Genomic DNA, 15042 nt, shown 5'->3' on the forward strand with positions numbered 1-15042 from the left:
TATGGCACAACGTATTCAAAAAGATGATGTCGTCAAGCTTATTAGTGGTGCTAAAAAGGGCACAACTGGTAAAGTACTTCGCGTATTGACTAAAAAGGATGCTGTTCTTATTGAAGGCATCGGTGTTGGTCACCGTAAAGTAAAACCATCACAGCAAAACCCACGCGGTGGTAGTAAAGATATTCACGTACCAACTCCACTACATAAAGTAGCGCTTGTTGTTGATGAAAAATCTAACGCAACCAGCCGAGTTGGGTATATTAAAAATGCTGACGGCAACAAGGTTCGCCTTGCACGTCAACTTAAGAACAAGGAGATCAAGTAATGGCTAAAGCTACTACTACTGTTGCTCCTCGCCTGAAAGCTTTATATAAGGAAACTTATGTCAAAGAACTACAAGCCGAACTGAACCTAAAGAATATTCATCAGGTGCCAAAGCTCGAGAAAATTGTAGTCAGCGTTGGTATCGGCAAGAATAAAGATGACAAGCGTCATTACGAAACCGTGAGTAACACACTAAAAAAGATCACTGGCCAACAGCCAGTTGATCGCATGGCCAAAAAATCTATCGCGACATTTAAAATTCGTGCTGGTCTTAACCGTGTTGGGATTAGTGTAACGCTTCGTGGTGCTCGTATGTACGAGTTCCTTGATCGTCTTGTTAATATCGCACTTCCTCGTGTTCGTGACTTCCATGGTGTATCAACGAAATTTGATAAAGGTGGAAACTACAACCTTGGTCTTATTGAACAATCGATTTTCCCTGAATTAACATTCGAGGAAACACAAGTACTTCACGGCCTACAGGTTACTTTCGCAATTAAAAACGAAGACGCAACCCATTCCCGTGCATTACTTGAAAAATTCGGTCTACCATTTGAGAAAGAAGGAGGCAAACGCTAATGGCTAAGAAATCTGCCGTCGCACGAGACGAAAAACGCAAGAAAATGATTTTGAAGTTTGCAGCTAAGCGTGCTGAACTCAAAGAACTAGGTGACCTAGAAGGTCTTCAGAAATTACCACTCAACAGCAGTCCAAGTCGCTGGAAGAACCGTGATATTCTTCACGGTCGACCACGTGGCTACATGCGTCGTTTTGGTCTGAATCGTATAAACTTCCGTGAAAAAGCCTCAAAGGGCGAAATTCCGGGTATTACTAAGAGTAGTTGGTAGGAAAGGAACGATATATGTCATTACAATCAACTGACCCCATCGCTGACCTACTGACTCGCATTCGTAATGCAGTCATGGTTGGTAAAAATGAAGTACGTGTTCCAGCAAGTAAGTTAAAGCTTGTTGTTGCGACGCAGCTTAAAAAGAATAAGTACCTGACAGACGTTAAAGTCGAAGCAGGAAAACCACGAGACACTATAGTTATTACTATCAATAAAACTGGCGAGAACTCAACAATCAATGAAATCACACGACTTAGCAAACCAGGTCGCCGTGTATATGTTGCTGCTGATGATATCCCACGTGTAAAAAGTGGTCGTGGACTTGTCCTCATTAGCACAAGCAAAGGCGTAATCACTGGTCACGAAGCGCGCAAATTGCGTCTTGGTGGTGAATTACTACTAAAGGTATACTAGAAAGTAAATTAAGGAGAATAATATGAGTCGAATCGGAAAACTACCCATTGACGTACCAGCCGGTGTGACAATCACGGTTGACTCAGATGTTATTTCAGTCAAAGGCCCTAAAGGCGAATTGACTGTTCCACATCTGAGCGACGTGACGGTTACCCTAGATGGTACACAAGCGACCGTTACTCGTAAAGATGACGAGCGTATTGCTAAAGCTCAACATGGTCTACAGCGTGCATTACTAAACAATGCAGTAGATGGTGTTACAAAAGGCTTTGAGAAAAAACTTGAAGTAAACGGTGTCGGTTTCCGTATTAACGGTGGTGGCCAAGCAATTGAAATGACACTTGGATTTTCACACCCAGTTAAATACACTGCGCCTACAGGTATTCTACTTACTGTCGAAAAAATGAGCATCACTGTATCAGGTATCGACAAACAAGCAGTAGGCCAAGTCGCAGCAGAAATCCGTTCACTAAAGAAACCTGAACCATACAAAGGTAAAGGTATTAAATATGCTGACGAAGTTGTACTTCGAAAAGCAGGAAAGACAGGTAAGTAGTTATGAATCAACTCGCTAAAAAACTGCTGAATAAATCGCTTCGTAAAAACCGTGTTCGCGCTAAAGTGAACGGTACTGCAGAGCGTCCTCGTCTAACTGTCACTATTAGTACAAAACACGTCAGTGCACAGCTTATCGATGATGTTGCACAGCAAACACTTGCAGCTAGTACAACTGTAGGTACAAAGCAAACAGGTTCACTAAGTGAGCAAGCATCATTTGTTGGTACTGATATCGCTAAAAAAGCTAAAAAAGCTAAGATTACGACAGTCGTCTTTGATCGCAATGGCCGCCAGTACGCTGGTCGCCTACATGCGCTCGCTGATGCGGCTCGTAAGGAAGGTCTGGAATTTTAATTATGGCTGAACAACAAACTACTGCTGCTCCAGCTCGTGCACCACGTCCTCCTCGCCGAGATAACCGCCGAGATCAGACGCCTGCAGAACCTAAGCAGTTTGAAGAACTAGTTATTAATATTGATCGTGTAGCACGTGTTGTAAAAGGTGGACGTCGTTTCCGCTTTAAAGCACTTGTCGTTGTGGGTGACCGCAAAAACAAAGTTGGTGTTGGTGTTGCTAAGGGTGCTGATGTTCAATCAGCTATCGCAAAAGCAACTGATGTTGCTAAAAAACACCTCATTACCGTTCCAATTAAAAATGAAACTATTCCACACGATGTTGAAATACGATTCAGTGGTGCACAGGTGCTACTAAAGCCAGCTGCACCAGGTACTGGTATTATCGCTGGTGGTGTCGTTCGTTCGATTATCGGTGTAACCGGTATCCGAAACATGCTAAGTAAATCACTTGGTTCAACGAATAAAGTGAACATTGCTTATGCAACAATTGATGCACTAAAATCACTTGTCCCACGTGATGAGTGGCTAAATGCACCTAAGAAAAAAGTTGTTGCTAAAAAAGCTGCCGCAGATACTTCAGATGAAGCAGCTGCCGAGGAGAAAAAGTAATGAAATATCACGAACTACAAATTACTCCAATTAAAAACAAGAAGCGCGTTGGTCGTGGTATTGCGGCTGGTCAGGGTAAAACTGCCGGTCGTGGTACTAAGGGTCAAGGTGCACGTACAGGTAAGAAATTGCCGACTATGTTCCAGGGTGGTCAGCGACCACTTGTCCAGGCGGTGCCAAAAGCTCGTGGCTTTAAAAGTAAACGAACCCCGGCTCAGGTTGTCTATCTTGATCACCTAAACGCGTTCAAAGGCAAAACTGTCGACAATGCGCTGCTATTTGCTGAAGGTTTGATTGCGACACCTTTCCAAGCAGTGAAGGTCATCGTTCGCGGTGAACTTACCGAAAAGGTGACATTACACGTTAGTGGCGCAAGTAAAACCGTTCAAGCTGCTATCGTAAAAGCAGGTGGTACGTATGTAAAAACTGCGACACCACTCAAGAAAAGTACGAAAGAAGCAGAAAAAGAAGACAAATAACCATTGTTGTTACATTTCTCGTAGTATACTTAATAAAAGAATACTACGAGGAGTAGTAAGAACTAACATTTAGAGAGGGTAAAACTCGACCGTGAACTGGAAAACCATCTTTCGATCATTCAAGAATAAAGACATGCAAAAACGTCTTGTTATTGTCATTGGAATCATTATAGCCTATCGCTTCTTAGCGCACATTCCTGTGCCACTTGCAGAACCGACGAAACTAAAAGCTGTTATCGATAGTGTCGTAAGTGGTAGTGATTTTGGTGGTTTCTTGAACCTTCTTTCAGGTGGAGCACTCGCAAGTTTCTCTATAGTACTTGTTGGTATGAGTCCTTTTATTACAGCTTCAATTATTACGCAGCTTCTTACAAAAGCAATTCCAAAACTTGAAGAGCTTCATAAAGATGGTGAATCTGGTCGCCGTAAGATTAACCAATGGACACGTATGATAAGTGTTCCGCTCGCTATCGTACAGTCAATTGCTTTTATATATATTCTTCGTCAGACGACGCTTGCGGGGAATACGACAGCCCTAGGTGACCCAACTGCTATTGAGTGGATTGTTGCCGTCGGTGCGATGACAGCAGGATCTGTCCTTCTTATGTGGCTCGGTGAGCTCATTACTGAACAGGGAATTGGTAACGGTATCAGTCTTGTAATCTTTGCCGGTATTATTAGTCAACTCCCAACGACTCTATCAACTATTATCACTTCACTCTTTGACACAAGTAGCGGCGGGCTGAGCGTATTTGGATGGTTTACTGTACCAGTCAATCCATTGGCCTTTTATGTGACCCTGGGAGTGGCTCTGGTGTCATTAATGGTTCTGTATATACTCGTCAAAATAAATGAAGCACAGCGCATTATAACTATCAATTACGCAAAACGTGTTCAAGGCAATAGTAGTTACGGTGGCGTTAAGAGCATCCTACCAGTAAAACTTATTGCTGCGGGTGTTATTCCAGTTATCTTTGCAGTTGCATTCTTATCGCTTCCAGCATTCGCAGGGCAAGTGATAAAAGCGACAGGTAACGCAAACTACCTTGGACTTGCAAATAATCTTATCACTTGGTTCCAAGCGCCACAGCCAGGTGCATTTACAGGAGACACTCTCAGCGCACTTATCTATCCAGCAAGTTACTTCGTTCTCGTTATATTGTTTACCTACTTCTATACAGGTATTGTATTTAACGCAAACGAGATTGCAGAGAACCTTCAGAAACAAGGTGGATTTGTTGAAGGAGTGCGTCCAGGCATACAAACCGAGAAGTATCTTTCACAAACCGTAAATCGACTTGTTCTTTTCGGTTCAATCATGCTAGGTATTATTGCTGTCATGCCGTTTGGTGCTGAATACATCTTTGCGCAGCTAGGTATCAATGCGAGTAACCTTGCTATTGGTGGTACTGGACTTCTCATCGTTGTATCAGTTGGTCTTGAATCACTACGTCAGATCAATTCACGCGCCCTCATGGTCACATACGACGATTACAAATAGAGACATGCTGCTCATGATTGTGTAATGGCTGCTAGGTTAGTATAACTAGTACTGACCTAGTAGTTTGGAAGCAGTAAAACGACCGTTTTGCCATCCAGGTGAACGGCGTTTTTTGACAGAGAAGGATAATCATGTTTGATATCGATGAAGGTCTGGCTGAGTACAAAGGTGCACTCGATGTACTAGAGGCCGTAAGGAGCACTATGCCAGTCTGCCGTCCTGCTAATCGCGGGAAGAGCGATAAACAGCTGGATGCGTGGCAGAGCACCATGACAACCGTATATAACAATGCTCGGCAGGCTATGGTTACGTACGTCGTAGCTCTACTGCATGGGCACGCAGCCCGACTCCGTGAGTTCGAGCTGTTCATCGTCGGCACCAAACTCACTGACTGTCTCGAACAAAATGCAATCAGCGAGCTCCTTGTCCAAGTATTCAACTTGGGCGAAGGTAACGGCATTGGCTGGCTGGAGAAGGCCGTAACAGGGGAAATGGGAACTAACGAGTACATGCCGCCCCTAAGGGCAGAATTCACTGTGGTCAATCAGAGGATCAACATAGTGCTCGTCGATATGCGTGATCAAGAGCTGAGCCTCAAACTGCGGCTAGATGGCTGCGGAGTACTCTTCTGAGTGTCAACCTCATTTCAAAACTAGTTATAGGATGAGGCGAGTCGGTTCATTCCTTCTCTGTCCTCATCTCCATGCCGTGAAAATTTCTTCACGTAATAGAGATGAGTTACAAAAAGCGTTGACGCATGAGTAATATGCGTTACAATAAAAATATCAAATACATCTTCGCTGCATAACGGCGCGACGGTATTTCAAAATTGTCTTTACGCACGCTGCGTTTTACTGTATAATCTACTACTGTAACTTATGGCTAATCAAAAGGAAGTAATTAAATTGCAAGGTAAGGTGGTGGAAGCACTGCCTAATACTCAATTTAAAGTCGAACTAGAGAATGGTCATAGTATTATTGCCCATATTTCAGGTAAAATGCGAAAGCATTATATCCGACTTGTTCCCGGCGATAAGGTGGAAGTTGAGTTGACCCCTTACGATCTTACTAAGGGCAGAATCAGCTTTCGCATGAGAGATTAATTAACGTAATAGGGAGTTTTTGAACGCTTATGAAAGTTCGTGCAAGTGTAAAAAAAATCAGTCCCGATGATCAGTTAGTTCGCCGTAAAGGTGTCCTCCGCATCATCAATAAGAAAAAACCTAAGAATAAGCAAAGGCAGGGTTAAGCATGGCTCGAATTGCAGGGGTAGTAATCCCTTCAGAAAAGCAAGTGCAGATCGCGTTGACATATGTCTACGGTATCGGTCCACACTTCGCATCGACCATCCTTGCGGCGGCAAAAGTTGAGCCGACCACTCGGGTGAAAGATCTCACCGAGGCTGAAGAACAACGACTTCGCGAAATAATCGATGCAGATTATACCGTGGAAGGCGACTTACAGCGTCAGGTAACAAATAATATCAAGCGCCTTAAAGATGTTGGCTCGTACCGGGGACTCCGCCATAAAAGCGGACTTCCAGTACACGGACAGCGTACTCGAACGAATGCACGAACTCGTAAGGGTAAAGCTATCGCAGTCGGCGGCACACAAAAGAAAGCAGCGTCTAAGACGTAGAAAGGAATCGATATATGGCTGAAGCAACTAAAACGACAACTCGTAAAAAGCAGCGCCGATCAGTTCCTTCTGGTCAGCTGCACATTCAGGCAACGTTCAATAATACTATTGTGACGTTTACTGATAAAAAAGGTAATGTACTTGCCAGCAGTAGTGCTGGTGCATGTGGATTCCGTGGAAGCAAAAAAGGCACAGCCTACGCTTCACAGGTCGCAGCTGAAAAAGCTGCGGAAAATGTGAAATCACTTCATAATATGTCAGCCGTTGACGTTTTCGTCAAAGGTGTTGGTCTTGGTCGTGATGCCGCTATCCGCGCAATGAGTTCATTTGAAATTTCTGTTGATAGTATCAAAGATGTGACTGGCGTACCTCACGGTGGCGTTCGTCCACGTAAGGCAAGGAGGGCGTAATGGCACGAGATCGAAGCCCAATCGTCAAACAGAGCCGCCGCGAAGGATATGCACTACATCCTAAGGCGCACAAAATTATGGCTAAAAAATCTGGTATTCCAGGTCAGCACGGCGGTGGTCGTCAAGGTAAAGCAAGTCTTTACTCGACACAACTACGTGAAAAGCAAAAAGTTAGACGAACCTACGGTTTGCTAGAAAAACAGTTTGCTAGACTTATGGATGAGGCAAGTCGTCGTGACGGCCTTGCAGGTGAGAACTTGCTACAAATGCTAGAACTTCGAATGGACAACGCTATTTACCGCGCAGGCTTTGCGACTTCACGTCGTGCTGCACGTCAATTAGTTGGACACGGGCACTTCATTTTGAATGGACGTCGTGTTGATATCCCATCAATCCGCCTTAAAGCTGGTGATGAGATTGAAGTCCGCCCAAAGAGTACTAAGTCTGGTTACTTCACTGAACTTGATGATGTCATCAAAAATTCAGTACAAGGTCCACTTAGTTGGATGAAGAGCAACCCCAAGAAATTTACCGTCAGCATTACTGGTCTTCCAAAGCGCGAAGAAGCTGAAGCCGATATTAACGAGCAACTAATTGTTGAGTACTACTCACGTTAAAGGGTAAGGAGCCTACATTTATGTCACAAGTTATTCACAACCCAGCACTTGCCGCCGTCAACGAGCTTAACGCTACGTCTGCAGAGTTTGTTATCGAACCGCTTCACGCAGGTTACGGTAATACTCTTGGTAACAGCCTACGCCGCGTACTTCTTTCAAGTATTGAAGGGGCAGCTATCGTTGCTTTCCGCGTTGAAGGAGCATCACACGAATTCACAACTATTCCAGGTGTGAAAGAAGATGTCGTCGACATCATGCTAAACCTTAAAAATGTTCGTCTAAAAGTACATTCTGATCAGCCTATCGAGCTTCGTCTTGAGAAGAAAGGCGCAGGAGTTGTTACTGCAGCTGACATTAAAACATCAGCTGATGTTGAAGTCGTTAACCCAGAGCAAGTTATCGCAACAATCGATGATCCTAAAAAATCAGTTCTATTCGATCTTGTTGTTGAAGCTGGTCGCGGTTACCGGACTATTGAACAATCGAGCGTATCTCGTCTTCACAGCGACATGATCGCACTTGATGCTGTCTTCAGCCCTGTGTTACGTGTTCGCTACAAAGTAGAGAGTACTCGCGTTGGTCAAGAAACTAACCTAGATAAACTACTCATTACTGTTGAAACCGACGGCTCTCTTAGCCCACGTGATGCATTCGAGCAAGCATCTGCCATCTTAGTAAATCAGTACACGGCTCTTGCCGGCTCAACAATTGTTGAAGCTGCACCTGCACTTGGACAAACAGCTGACGATGAGACAAACGAACTTAATACTTCTATCGAAGAATTAAATTTGACTGCTCGCACAGCTAATGCCCTTGTTAATAACGACATCCGTACTGTTCATGATCTTGTAACGCTTAGCGAACAAGATCTCCGTGAACTAAAAGGATTCGGCAGTAAAGCGCTTGATGAAGTCAAAGATAAATTGGCGGAATTGGAACTTTAATCATGCATAGACACGGATATAAAGGGCGTAAATTCAGTCGCGAACGCGACCAGCGCCGCGCACTCCTAAAAGGTCTCGCGACTAGCCTCGTCGAGCATGGCAAAATTGAAACAACTTTGCCAAAAGCCAAGGAACTTGTGCGTTTTATCGAGAAAATAATTACCAAAGCTAAAAAAGGTGATCTTCATAACCGCCGCCAAGTGATTGCAGCATTGTCTACTCAGGCAGCAGCATTCAAACTAGTGGACGAGATCGCTCCTCAGCTCAAGGGTCGTACTAGCGGACATGTCCGTGTAGAACGTACTCGTTTGCGAGTTGGCGATGGTGCACAGTTGGCAACTATCGGCTTTGTCGATGAGCTAACATCTACACCAGTCGCTGAAAAGAAAGAGGAGGTGAAAGCATAATGACTGACATCAAATCAAAAACCTACTCACAAAAACCATCAGAGGTAACTCGTCGCTGGATCCTTATCGATGCAGCCGAAGCACCACTTGGTCGAGTAGCAACTCAAATTGCTAAATACCTCATCGGTAAATACAAACCTACCTATACTGCTCATATTGATGCAGGTGACTATGTCGTCGTCATCAATGCAGCACAGGCTGTAGTTACTGGTGCAAAGGAAACGGACAAGAAGTACTATCGTCACAGTGGATTCCCTGGTGGAATTAGTGATGAATCAGTTGCTGAAGTTCGTGTAAAATATCCAGAACGATTAATCGTTGCATCTGTCAAAGGTATGTTACCCCGTAACAAACTACTTGCTGAACGACTAAAACGTCTTCGTGTTTTTCCAGGTAGTGAACATACTCACACCGCACAAACTCCAGAGAAAGTAGAGATTAAATAATATGCCTGAAGGTAAATATTTATATGGCCTTGGTCGACGTAAATCCGCAACAGCTCGTGCACGTTTGTACGCTGGTAAAGGTAACATCACCATAAATGACAAGACAGCTAGTGCCTACTTGTCCGAAAACAAGACACTTCTTGCTGAAGTCACTGATCCACTTGCCCTTGTTGGTAAACAAAAAGATTTTGATGTTACTATCAAAGTATCTGGTGGTGGTCTTTCAGGTCAGGTTGATGCGATTAAACTTGCTATCGCTAAAGCTATCACGGTTCAATTCGCAGATCTTCGTACAACGCTTAAAAAAGCTGATCTACTAAGTCGCGATCCTCGTGAAAAAGAACGTAAGAAATATGGTCTTCGTTCTGCTCGTAAACGTGAACAATACTCAAAACGTTAAGTTTTGGCCACATTCACGCAATCTCTCCTCGTTTTACGAGGAGTTTTTGTTTGTAACAGTAGTGGTGTGTGATAATATAAATAACAAGCAAGTTTGCAGTTTTATTACTCCTTGCGTTCATTTACAGCCTAGAAGTAATTCCTGCCGAGCTACGAGTATTTATACATTAAGTACTGCTAGCTCGGCAGGAAACATAAGTACTGCACACAACGGCGCGATGGCGCACACCTGAGAGGGCGAGCGTGCGATTGACGCACATCCACTGATCATCCGGATGATAAGTCCGTTACAGTGGCAAGCACAGTTTATCGCCGTGACAATGGTCTCGCTCGAGCCCATCGGAACCACTGTCACTTGGCGCTGAATCACAGCATAGAATTTCGCTGAAGCTTTCCTGAGCCCCCAACTCGAAGCTGGCAATCAGGAAATTTAGCGAAAGAGCGATGTAGGTGGATTAGACACCCGCCGTCCCGCGCGAGGGGCAGATTCCCTCGGAGGTCCGAAGCTTCATCCGTATTCAACTCCGTCATAGTGGCTTCAGACACTACTATGGCAATCATCCTGCTGCACATGTAGGCGCAGGGCTGATACTGATCATGCCAAGTCCGAGCAGTCAAATGCTCGCATACTGGGTGGTTATCGTTGTCTGTGGACGAGCACTAGCGGATCGTCCCCGCACATAGTACTCATCGTTCATACCCAAATGGACGAGCGACCACATAGTGGTGAGCGTGGATACACTCCGCGCTCACCACTATACGTTCTATACTTCTAGGCTGCTATCAAACATTATTCTTAGATCACGTGCTCGTGATCTATTTATTTATATAGATACAAAACATTTCCAATAACACTAGAACTAATCTCTCGAGAATCATTATTATCCATGCCGCAAAGCCAGCAAAGAAACAACTATTAGGCTATAATAGAGGGAGTATGACAAAACCTGTAATCTTGACCGGCATCCGTGCTAACAACGACCTTACGATCGGTAATTATTTTGGTGCAATTTTACCAATCATTGATATGGCAAAAAAACATTCTGATGGCTATCAGATAAATATGTTTATTCCCGATCTCCATAGTTTTACAACACCAATCAACCATAGTGAGCTATACGACCAAATTATTCATAATGCACGGCTATTCGTAGCTGCTGGTTTACCACTCGATAATGACAATATTCACCTTTACCGACAAAGTTACATATCAGCGCACAGTGAGTTAACGTGGATTCTTGATTGCTTTACTGGTTTTGGTGAAATGAGCCGCATGACTCAGTTTAAAGATAAGACAAGTTCTTTAGGAAATGACAGGACAACAGTAGGGCTTTTTAACTATCCCGTCCTTATGGCAGCAGACATTCTTCTTTACAACGCACTGTATGTTCCTGTTGGCGAAGATCAGTCACAGCATATTGAATTTTCTCGTGACATTGCAGAACGAGTTAATAATAAGTTCGGTGATATCTTTACTGTTCCTGCACCAGTTGTTGCTCAACACGAATTTTTCGGTAAAGACCAAGGACTTCGCATTAAGGATCTTATCGATCCAACTAAGAAGATGAGTAAGTCTGATGATAGTGGCAAGGGAGTTATATTTCTTGGTGATGATCCGGCTATTGCAGCTAATAAGATTATGTCTGCAACAACTGACAATATTGCAGAGATTCACTACGATAAAGCTAACCAGCCAGGTATTAGCAATCTTATTGATATCTTGACGCTTCTTCGCGGTGGAGACTTACAGCAAACGATCGGTGAGTTTGAAGGTCAAACACGCTATGGAGACTTCAAGCAAATCGTGGCTGATGAGACTGAACGATTTCTAAGAGACTTTCAAACACAACTAAAATCTATCGACGATGATGCTGTAATATCAAAGCTAGAGCAATCAGAAGCACGAATGAGAATCATCGCAGATGAAACTCTTCTTCGCGCGCAGAAGGCTGTTGGACTGAGAAAATAATGTTACGTGAAGATTATATGTCACCGTCACTCGAAATGGCTAAAATTTTAGCTGATTTTTCATCGTTCACACTTGATACGATCGTGACTGTTGATAGCTACGAACAATTAACGCCAGACTCATATATTTGGCAGCTTACTGCTGATGATGATATCTACATTCTCTATGCTGAAGATTATGTCGAAAGTCTCGACAGTGTTCGCGAGAAAATTGAAGATGCCAAAGGAATGATCGGTGGTGAGTTTATCAAAGTTGTGCCGAATAAGCCGATTGACGAAGAGCTCGCCGTTATAGCTAGCACGCACGACGATCCAGAGTATAGTGATTTCCTACAGAACTTCGCCGTAACATCAGGATACGATTCAGTGTTTTTATTTAAGGTTTCAGAAAATTCAGATATATATTCAGAGTCAGGAGCTCATCATGGTTAAAGTCTCATCGTCAGATATTCTAGCAATTTTACGGCGCTATGATCTTGCCGGAGATGAGAATGTCCCTCGCCATATTGAAATGGTGACATTCTCAAACCCGAGTGCTGCAAACACGCTCATAGCTTTTCGTTTTAATAAGCGCCAGTTCTATATTCTATTCGATGATACTGCTGAAGATGATACTGACTATGTTGTAAATCAAATTCAGACTGTCGGGCATAGTGTCACGGGAACTGTTCTTCAGAATCCAAATGATCATATTACTACTTATGCACTTCCATTTAAAGGTAAAGAAGTATACTTATTCGAGGCAAACTCGGGCAAGCAGCGATTAGACCTCGAACTTGCTGAACGCTTTCCAGACATTTCACGTAGTACGTGGCAAAAACATATTAAAGCAGGCCATGTGAGCGTCAACGGTGAAACTGAATTATCTTCAAAACGAGATGTTTTACCGACTGAAAATATTGCACTTAGTATTCCAGATGCGGAAGACTTCAGCGATGAAGTACTACCAATAGTTTTTATTGATGACAATGTCATTGTCATCAATAAACCAATCGGCGTTCTTACTCACTCGAAGGGTGCACTTAACGATGAATTTAGTGTTGCAACATTCTTCTCACGATACTGCGATTACAATAAAGATACAAATCGACCTGGTATCGTTCACCGCCTCGACAGAGATACTAGCGGCATTATGATCGGTGCACGAAATGAACAAACTGCAACACTTTTACAGAAGCAATTCGCCGACCGTCGAACTAAGAAAACATATATCGCAATTACTGATGGTATTCCAAAACAGGATGAAGCAAAGATAGACCTTCCGATCGGTCGTAACCCATCAGCACCGAGTACATTCCGAGTTGATCCAAAAGGTAAAAATGCCACAACAACGTATAAAGTACTCGCCATGAATGAAGATAGCGCACTTATTAAGCTACAGCCTCGAACCGGTCGTACGCACCAGCTACGTGTTCATATGGCATACCTTGGCACGCCAATAAAAGGTGATCGTGTTTACGGGAAACAGTCTGATCGACTATACCTCCACGCAAAAGATCTAGAAATCACAATTCCTAGTGGTGACCGTCAAATATTCAGTGCTCCTCTTCCGGATAGCTTTTTAGCATCTTTTCCGGGAATTAATGTTAATGAATGACCTCATAATTAATGATCAGTCATTTGAAACCATTAGAACTCTTCAACATGATCTTCCACAGGCGCTATTACTCACAGGACCAGATGGAGTAGGACTATTAGCTACCGCGCAGGCCATTGGGCGTGAGATGAATGCAGTTGTGTCGGTCGTTTTGCCGACAAATAAAGATAACGGCATCGATATAGAAAAGGGGAGTATACGAGTTGCAAGCATCCGTGATCTATACCAACAAACAAGAACGAAACGCTCACAGTCTCAGGTCATTATTATTGACCTCGCCGAGCGAATGTCACCAGCTAGCCAAAATGCTTTTTTAAAGCTACTAGAAGAACCTAGTCGTTCGACGTACTTCATTCTTGCAACTCATCGCCCAAACGACCTTTTGGTAACGGTTCGCTCAAGAACGCAGCATGTAAGTCTTCAGCCGGTTAGCACTGCGCAGTCAATCGATCTTATTGAAAAGCTTGGGATAGTAGATAAAGATAAAATCGAAAAGCTACTGTTCATTGCCGATGGGTTACCTGCGGAGATAGTGCGCTTAGTGAAGGATGCTGAATATTTTGATAAGCGTGCGTCTATCATGAAAGATGCACGTGAGTTCTTGTCGGCAGATACATATAACAAAATACTAATTATTAATAGATACCGTGATAATCGTAATGATACTCTCGCACTACTTGAGTCAGCTATGACCATAGCTCGTCGAATACTGAGCATAAGACCTGAGCCATCTCTGATAAAACAACTTGACCTCTTTATAAGTGCTTACGAACGTGTACAGTCGAACCAAAACATCCGGCTTCAGCTTACACGAATTGTGCTATAATAAATCAATATGCTAGGAATCTTTGTTATTGCGGTATTCGGCTTTTTTGCTGTTATGCACCGTCAAACAGTCGATGAAGTTGTCGCTGATTTGCCTTTAAAACTTTCCGATAAGCTTGATCGGTTATGGGAAGTTGCACAGGAATCATTACGAGATAAAAAATATCTTCGTGCTGAAAAAGCCTTATTAACGATCCTTCGCGTTGATGAGCGTAACGCGACTGCGTATAATCGTCTTGGAATTTTATATGCAAAACAACAAGCATTTAAAGATGCTATTGAGTGTTTTGAAATTGCACAGAGTCTGGAGCCAAGTGCGAGTAGTCTTCATAACGTTGGGCTTATCTACTACGAAACAAAGTATTATGAAAAAGCAGCACTTGCATTTGAGCAGGCACTTTCTATGGAAAATGATCTTGCGGCACGTCACATTGCCTATGCTAAGGTTCAGGAGAAACTAGGAAAGAATAAGAGAATGATTGAATCACTAGAACGTGCCGTAGAGCTCGATCCAATCCCTCAGACTCTTAATATTCTTGCAGATGCATATGAACATAATGGTCAAGAAGAACTCGCTCTCAGCCTTCGAGAAAAATCAGCGAAAATGATCATTCCACAAGGTCAACCAAAACGAATCAAGCAACCTCGTCGCGTCATAATGTAACCTACATACATCGTTCGTACCAAGTAATAAACCCCT

Annotated in this window: 24 protein-coding genes; all 24 read left to right on the plus strand. The window is 43.4% G+C overall.

What is annotated here, in order from left to right:
* Window position 1: 1 nt before the first annotated feature.
* The 24 genes from rplX to ABIS22_01940 all read left to right on the plus strand — a co-directional run bounded on the left by rplX (window position 2) and on the right by ABIS22_01940 (window position 15006).
* Entirely contained in the window at window positions 2-325 is a 324-nt protein-coding gene (gene rplX / locus ABIS22_01825) for a 50S ribosomal protein L24 (GenBank protein MEO7740635.1), read from the plus strand.
* The gene (gene rplE / locus ABIS22_01830) at window positions 325-903 is read left to right on the plus strand and encodes a 50S ribosomal protein L5 (GenBank protein MEO7740636.1); all 579 of its coding nucleotides are present in this window, start codon (window positions 325-327) and stop codon (window positions 901-903) included. The genes rplX and rplE overlap by 1 nt, the downstream gene beginning before the upstream one ends.
* A complete protein-coding gene (gene rpsN, locus ABIS22_01835) occupies window positions 903-1172 on the plus strand; it encodes a 30S ribosomal protein S14 (GenBank protein MEO7740637.1) in 270 nt (89 codons plus the stop codon). Before rplE ends, rpsN begins: the two co-directional genes overlap by 1 nt.
* A 14-nt stretch (window positions 1173-1186) precedes the next feature.
* On the plus strand, window positions 1187-1588 hold the full coding sequence (gene rpsH / locus ABIS22_01840; GenBank protein MEO7740638.1) for a 30S ribosomal protein S8: 402 nt from the start codon (window positions 1187-1189) through the stop codon (window positions 1586-1588).
* Between the two features lie 22 nt (window positions 1589-1610).
* On the plus strand, window positions 1611-2144 hold the full coding sequence (gene rplF, locus ABIS22_01845; protein ID MEO7740639.1) for a 50S ribosomal protein L6: 534 nt from the start codon (window positions 1611-1613) through the stop codon (window positions 2142-2144).
* Between the two features lie 2 nt (window positions 2145-2146).
* Window positions 2147-2500 (plus strand): 50S ribosomal protein L18, encoded by a 354-nt coding sequence (rplR, locus tag ABIS22_01850; protein MEO7740640.1) that lies wholly within the window; start codon window positions 2147-2149, stop codon window positions 2498-2500.
* A gap of 2 nt (window positions 2501-2502) precedes the next feature.
* Window positions 2503-3111: a 30S ribosomal protein S5 gene (gene rpsE / locus ABIS22_01855; GenBank protein ID MEO7740641.1), complete on the plus strand. Its 609-nt coding sequence runs from the start codon at window positions 2503-2505 to the stop codon at window positions 3109-3111.
* Complete coding sequence (gene rplO / locus ABIS22_01860; protein MEO7740642.1) at window positions 3111-3590, plus strand: 50S ribosomal protein L15; 480 nt, start codon at window positions 3111-3113, stop codon at window positions 3588-3590. Before rpsE ends, rplO begins: the two co-directional genes overlap by 1 nt.
* A gap of 91 nt (window positions 3591-3681) precedes the next feature.
* A complete protein-coding gene (gene secY / locus ABIS22_01865) occupies window positions 3682-5091 on the plus strand; it encodes a preprotein translocase subunit SecY (protein MEO7740643.1) in 1410 nt (469 codons plus the stop codon).
* Between the two features lie 131 nt (window positions 5092-5222).
* Entirely contained in the window at window positions 5223-5723 is a 501-nt protein-coding gene (locus ABIS22_01870) for a hypothetical protein (protein ID MEO7740644.1), read from the plus strand.
* A gap of 246 nt (window positions 5724-5969) precedes the next feature.
* The gene (gene infA / locus ABIS22_01875) at window positions 5970-6194 is read left to right on the plus strand and encodes a translation initiation factor IF-1 (protein MEO7740645.1); all 225 of its coding nucleotides are present in this window, start codon (window positions 5970-5972) and stop codon (window positions 6192-6194) included.
* A 29-nt stretch (window positions 6195-6223) separates the two neighbouring features.
* A complete protein-coding gene (gene rpmJ / locus ABIS22_01880) occupies window positions 6224-6340 on the plus strand; it encodes a 50S ribosomal protein L36 (protein MEO7740646.1) in 117 nt (38 codons plus the stop codon).
* A gap of 2 nt (window positions 6341-6342) precedes the next feature.
* Window positions 6343-6729, plus strand: coding sequence for a 30S ribosomal protein S13 (gene rpsM, locus ABIS22_01885; protein ID MEO7740647.1), 387 nt, complete (start codon window positions 6343-6345; stop codon window positions 6727-6729).
* Window positions 6730-6743: 14 nt separating this feature from the next.
* Window positions 6744-7139, plus strand: coding sequence for a 30S ribosomal protein S11 (gene rpsK, locus ABIS22_01890; GenBank protein MEO7740648.1), 396 nt, complete (start codon window positions 6744-6746; stop codon window positions 7137-7139).
* Window positions 7139-7756, plus strand: coding sequence for a 30S ribosomal protein S4 (rpsD, locus tag ABIS22_01895; protein ID MEO7740649.1), 618 nt, complete (start codon window positions 7139-7141; stop codon window positions 7754-7756). Before rpsK ends, rpsD begins: the two co-directional genes overlap by 1 nt.
* Window positions 7757-7776: 20 nt before the next feature.
* On the plus strand, window positions 7777-8700 hold the full coding sequence (locus tag ABIS22_01900; protein MEO7740650.1) for a DNA-directed RNA polymerase subunit alpha: 924 nt from the start codon (window positions 7777-7779) through the stop codon (window positions 8698-8700).
* A 2-nt stretch (window positions 8701-8702) separates the two neighbouring features.
* A complete protein-coding gene (rplQ, locus tag ABIS22_01905) occupies window positions 8703-9107 on the plus strand; it encodes a 50S ribosomal protein L17 (protein ID MEO7740651.1) in 405 nt (134 codons plus the stop codon).
* Window positions 9107-9553, plus strand: a complete 447-nt coding sequence (rplM, locus tag ABIS22_01910; GenBank protein MEO7740652.1) for a 50S ribosomal protein L13 — start codon at window positions 9107-9109, stop codon at window positions 9551-9553. The genes rplQ and rplM overlap by 1 nt, the downstream gene beginning before the upstream one ends.
* Before the next feature lies 1 nt (window position 9554).
* Window positions 9555-9953, plus strand: a complete 399-nt coding sequence (gene rpsI, locus ABIS22_01915; protein MEO7740653.1) for a 30S ribosomal protein S9 — start codon at window positions 9555-9557, stop codon at window positions 9951-9953.
* Window positions 9954-10889: 936 nt separating this feature from the next.
* A complete protein-coding gene (gene trpS, locus ABIS22_01920) occupies window positions 10890-11921 on the plus strand; it encodes a tryptophan--tRNA ligase (GenBank protein ID MEO7740654.1) in 1032 nt (343 codons plus the stop codon).
* Between the two features lie 35 nt (window positions 11922-11956).
* Window positions 11957-12352 carry a hypothetical protein gene (locus ABIS22_01925; protein ID MEO7740655.1) on the plus strand — a complete coding sequence of 132 codons (396 nt, stop codon included), beginning with the start codon at window positions 11957-11959 and terminating at the stop codon, window positions 12350-12352.
* Window positions 12345-13517: an RluA family pseudouridine synthase gene (locus tag ABIS22_01930; protein ID MEO7740656.1), complete on the plus strand. Its 1173-nt coding sequence runs from the start codon at window positions 12345-12347 to the stop codon at window positions 13515-13517. Before ABIS22_01925 ends, ABIS22_01930 begins: the two co-directional genes overlap by 8 nt.
* Window positions 13510-14343 carry an AAA family ATPase gene (locus ABIS22_01935; GenBank protein MEO7740657.1) on the plus strand — a complete coding sequence of 278 codons (834 nt, stop codon included), beginning with the start codon at window positions 13510-13512 and terminating at the stop codon, window positions 14341-14343. The genes ABIS22_01930 and ABIS22_01935 overlap by 8 nt, the downstream gene beginning before the upstream one ends.
* A 9-nt stretch (window positions 14344-14352) precedes the next feature.
* Window positions 14353-15006: a tetratricopeptide repeat protein gene (locus tag ABIS22_01940; protein MEO7740658.1), complete on the plus strand. Its 654-nt coding sequence runs from the start codon at window positions 14353-14355 to the stop codon at window positions 15004-15006.
* Window positions 15007-15042: the final 36 nt, after the last annotated feature.

The organism is Candidatus Saccharimonadales bacterium (assembly GCA_039928925.1).
Classification (GTDB): Bacteria; Patescibacteriota; Saccharimonadia; order Saccharimonadales; family Saccharimonadaceae; genus UBA6022.

What these genes read in the sequence shown, in the direction of transcription:
- rplX (MEO7740635.1), top strand. Translation starts at nt 2, where the DNA reads ATGGCACAACGTATTCAAAAAGATGATGTCGTCAAGCTTATTAGTGGT.
- rplE (MEO7740636.1), top strand. Translation starts at nt 325, where the DNA reads ATGGCTAAAGCTACTACTACTGTTGCTCCTCGCCTGAAAGCTTTATAT.
- rpsN (MEO7740637.1), top strand. Translation starts at nt 903, where the DNA reads ATGGCTAAGAAATCTGCCGTCGCACGAGACGAAAAACGCAAGAAAATG.
- rpsH (MEO7740638.1), top strand. Translation starts at nt 1,187, where the DNA reads ATGTCATTACAATCAACTGACCCCATCGCTGACCTACTGACTCGCATT.
- rplF (MEO7740639.1), top strand. Translation starts at nt 1,611, where the DNA reads ATGAGTCGAATCGGAAAACTACCCATTGACGTACCAGCCGGTGTGACA.
- rplR (MEO7740640.1), top strand. Translation starts at nt 2,147, where the DNA reads ATGAATCAACTCGCTAAAAAACTGCTGAATAAATCGCTTCGTAAAAAC.
- rpsE (MEO7740641.1), top strand. Translation starts at nt 2,503, where the DNA reads ATGGCTGAACAACAAACTACTGCTGCTCCAGCTCGTGCACCACGTCCT.
- rplO (MEO7740642.1), top strand. Translation starts at nt 3,111, where the DNA reads ATGAAATATCACGAACTACAAATTACTCCAATTAAAAACAAGAAGCGC.
- ABIS22_01870 (MEO7740644.1), top strand. Translation starts at nt 5,223, where the DNA reads ATGTTTGATATCGATGAAGGTCTGGCTGAGTACAAAGGTGCACTCGAT.
- infA (MEO7740645.1), top strand. Translation starts at nt 5,970, where the DNA reads ATGGCTAATCAAAAGGAAGTAATTAAATTGCAAGGTAAGGTGGTGGAA.
- rpmJ (MEO7740646.1), top strand. Translation starts at nt 6,224, where the DNA reads ATGAAAGTTCGTGCAAGTGTAAAAAAAATCAGTCCCGATGATCAGTTA.
- rpsM (MEO7740647.1), top strand. Translation starts at nt 6,343, where the DNA reads ATGGCTCGAATTGCAGGGGTAGTAATCCCTTCAGAAAAGCAAGTGCAG.
- rpsK (MEO7740648.1), top strand. Translation starts at nt 6,744, where the DNA reads ATGGCTGAAGCAACTAAAACGACAACTCGTAAAAAGCAGCGCCGATCA.
- rpsD (MEO7740649.1), top strand. Translation starts at nt 7,139, where the DNA reads ATGGCACGAGATCGAAGCCCAATCGTCAAACAGAGCCGCCGCGAAGGA.
- ABIS22_01900 (MEO7740650.1), top strand. Translation starts at nt 7,777, where the DNA reads ATGTCACAAGTTATTCACAACCCAGCACTTGCCGCCGTCAACGAGCTT.
- rplQ (MEO7740651.1), top strand. Translation starts at nt 8,703, where the DNA reads ATGCATAGACACGGATATAAAGGGCGTAAATTCAGTCGCGAACGCGAC.
- rplM (MEO7740652.1), top strand. Translation starts at nt 9,107, where the DNA reads ATGACTGACATCAAATCAAAAACCTACTCACAAAAACCATCAGAGGTA.
- rpsI (MEO7740653.1), top strand. Translation starts at nt 9,555, where the DNA reads ATGCCTGAAGGTAAATATTTATATGGCCTTGGTCGACGTAAATCCGCA.
- trpS (MEO7740654.1), top strand. Translation starts at nt 10,890, where the DNA reads ATGACAAAACCTGTAATCTTGACCGGCATCCGTGCTAACAACGACCTT.
- ABIS22_01925 (MEO7740655.1), top strand. Translation starts at nt 11,957, where the DNA reads ATGGCTAAAATTTTAGCTGATTTTTCATCGTTCACACTTGATACGATC.
- ABIS22_01930 (MEO7740656.1), top strand. Translation starts at nt 12,345, where the DNA reads ATGGTTAAAGTCTCATCGTCAGATATTCTAGCAATTTTACGGCGCTAT.
- ABIS22_01935 (MEO7740657.1), top strand. Translation starts at nt 13,510, where the DNA reads ATGAATGACCTCATAATTAATGATCAGTCATTTGAAACCATTAGAACT.
- ABIS22_01940 (MEO7740658.1), top strand. Translation starts at nt 14,353, where the DNA reads ATGCTAGGAATCTTTGTTATTGCGGTATTCGGCTTTTTTGCTGTTATG.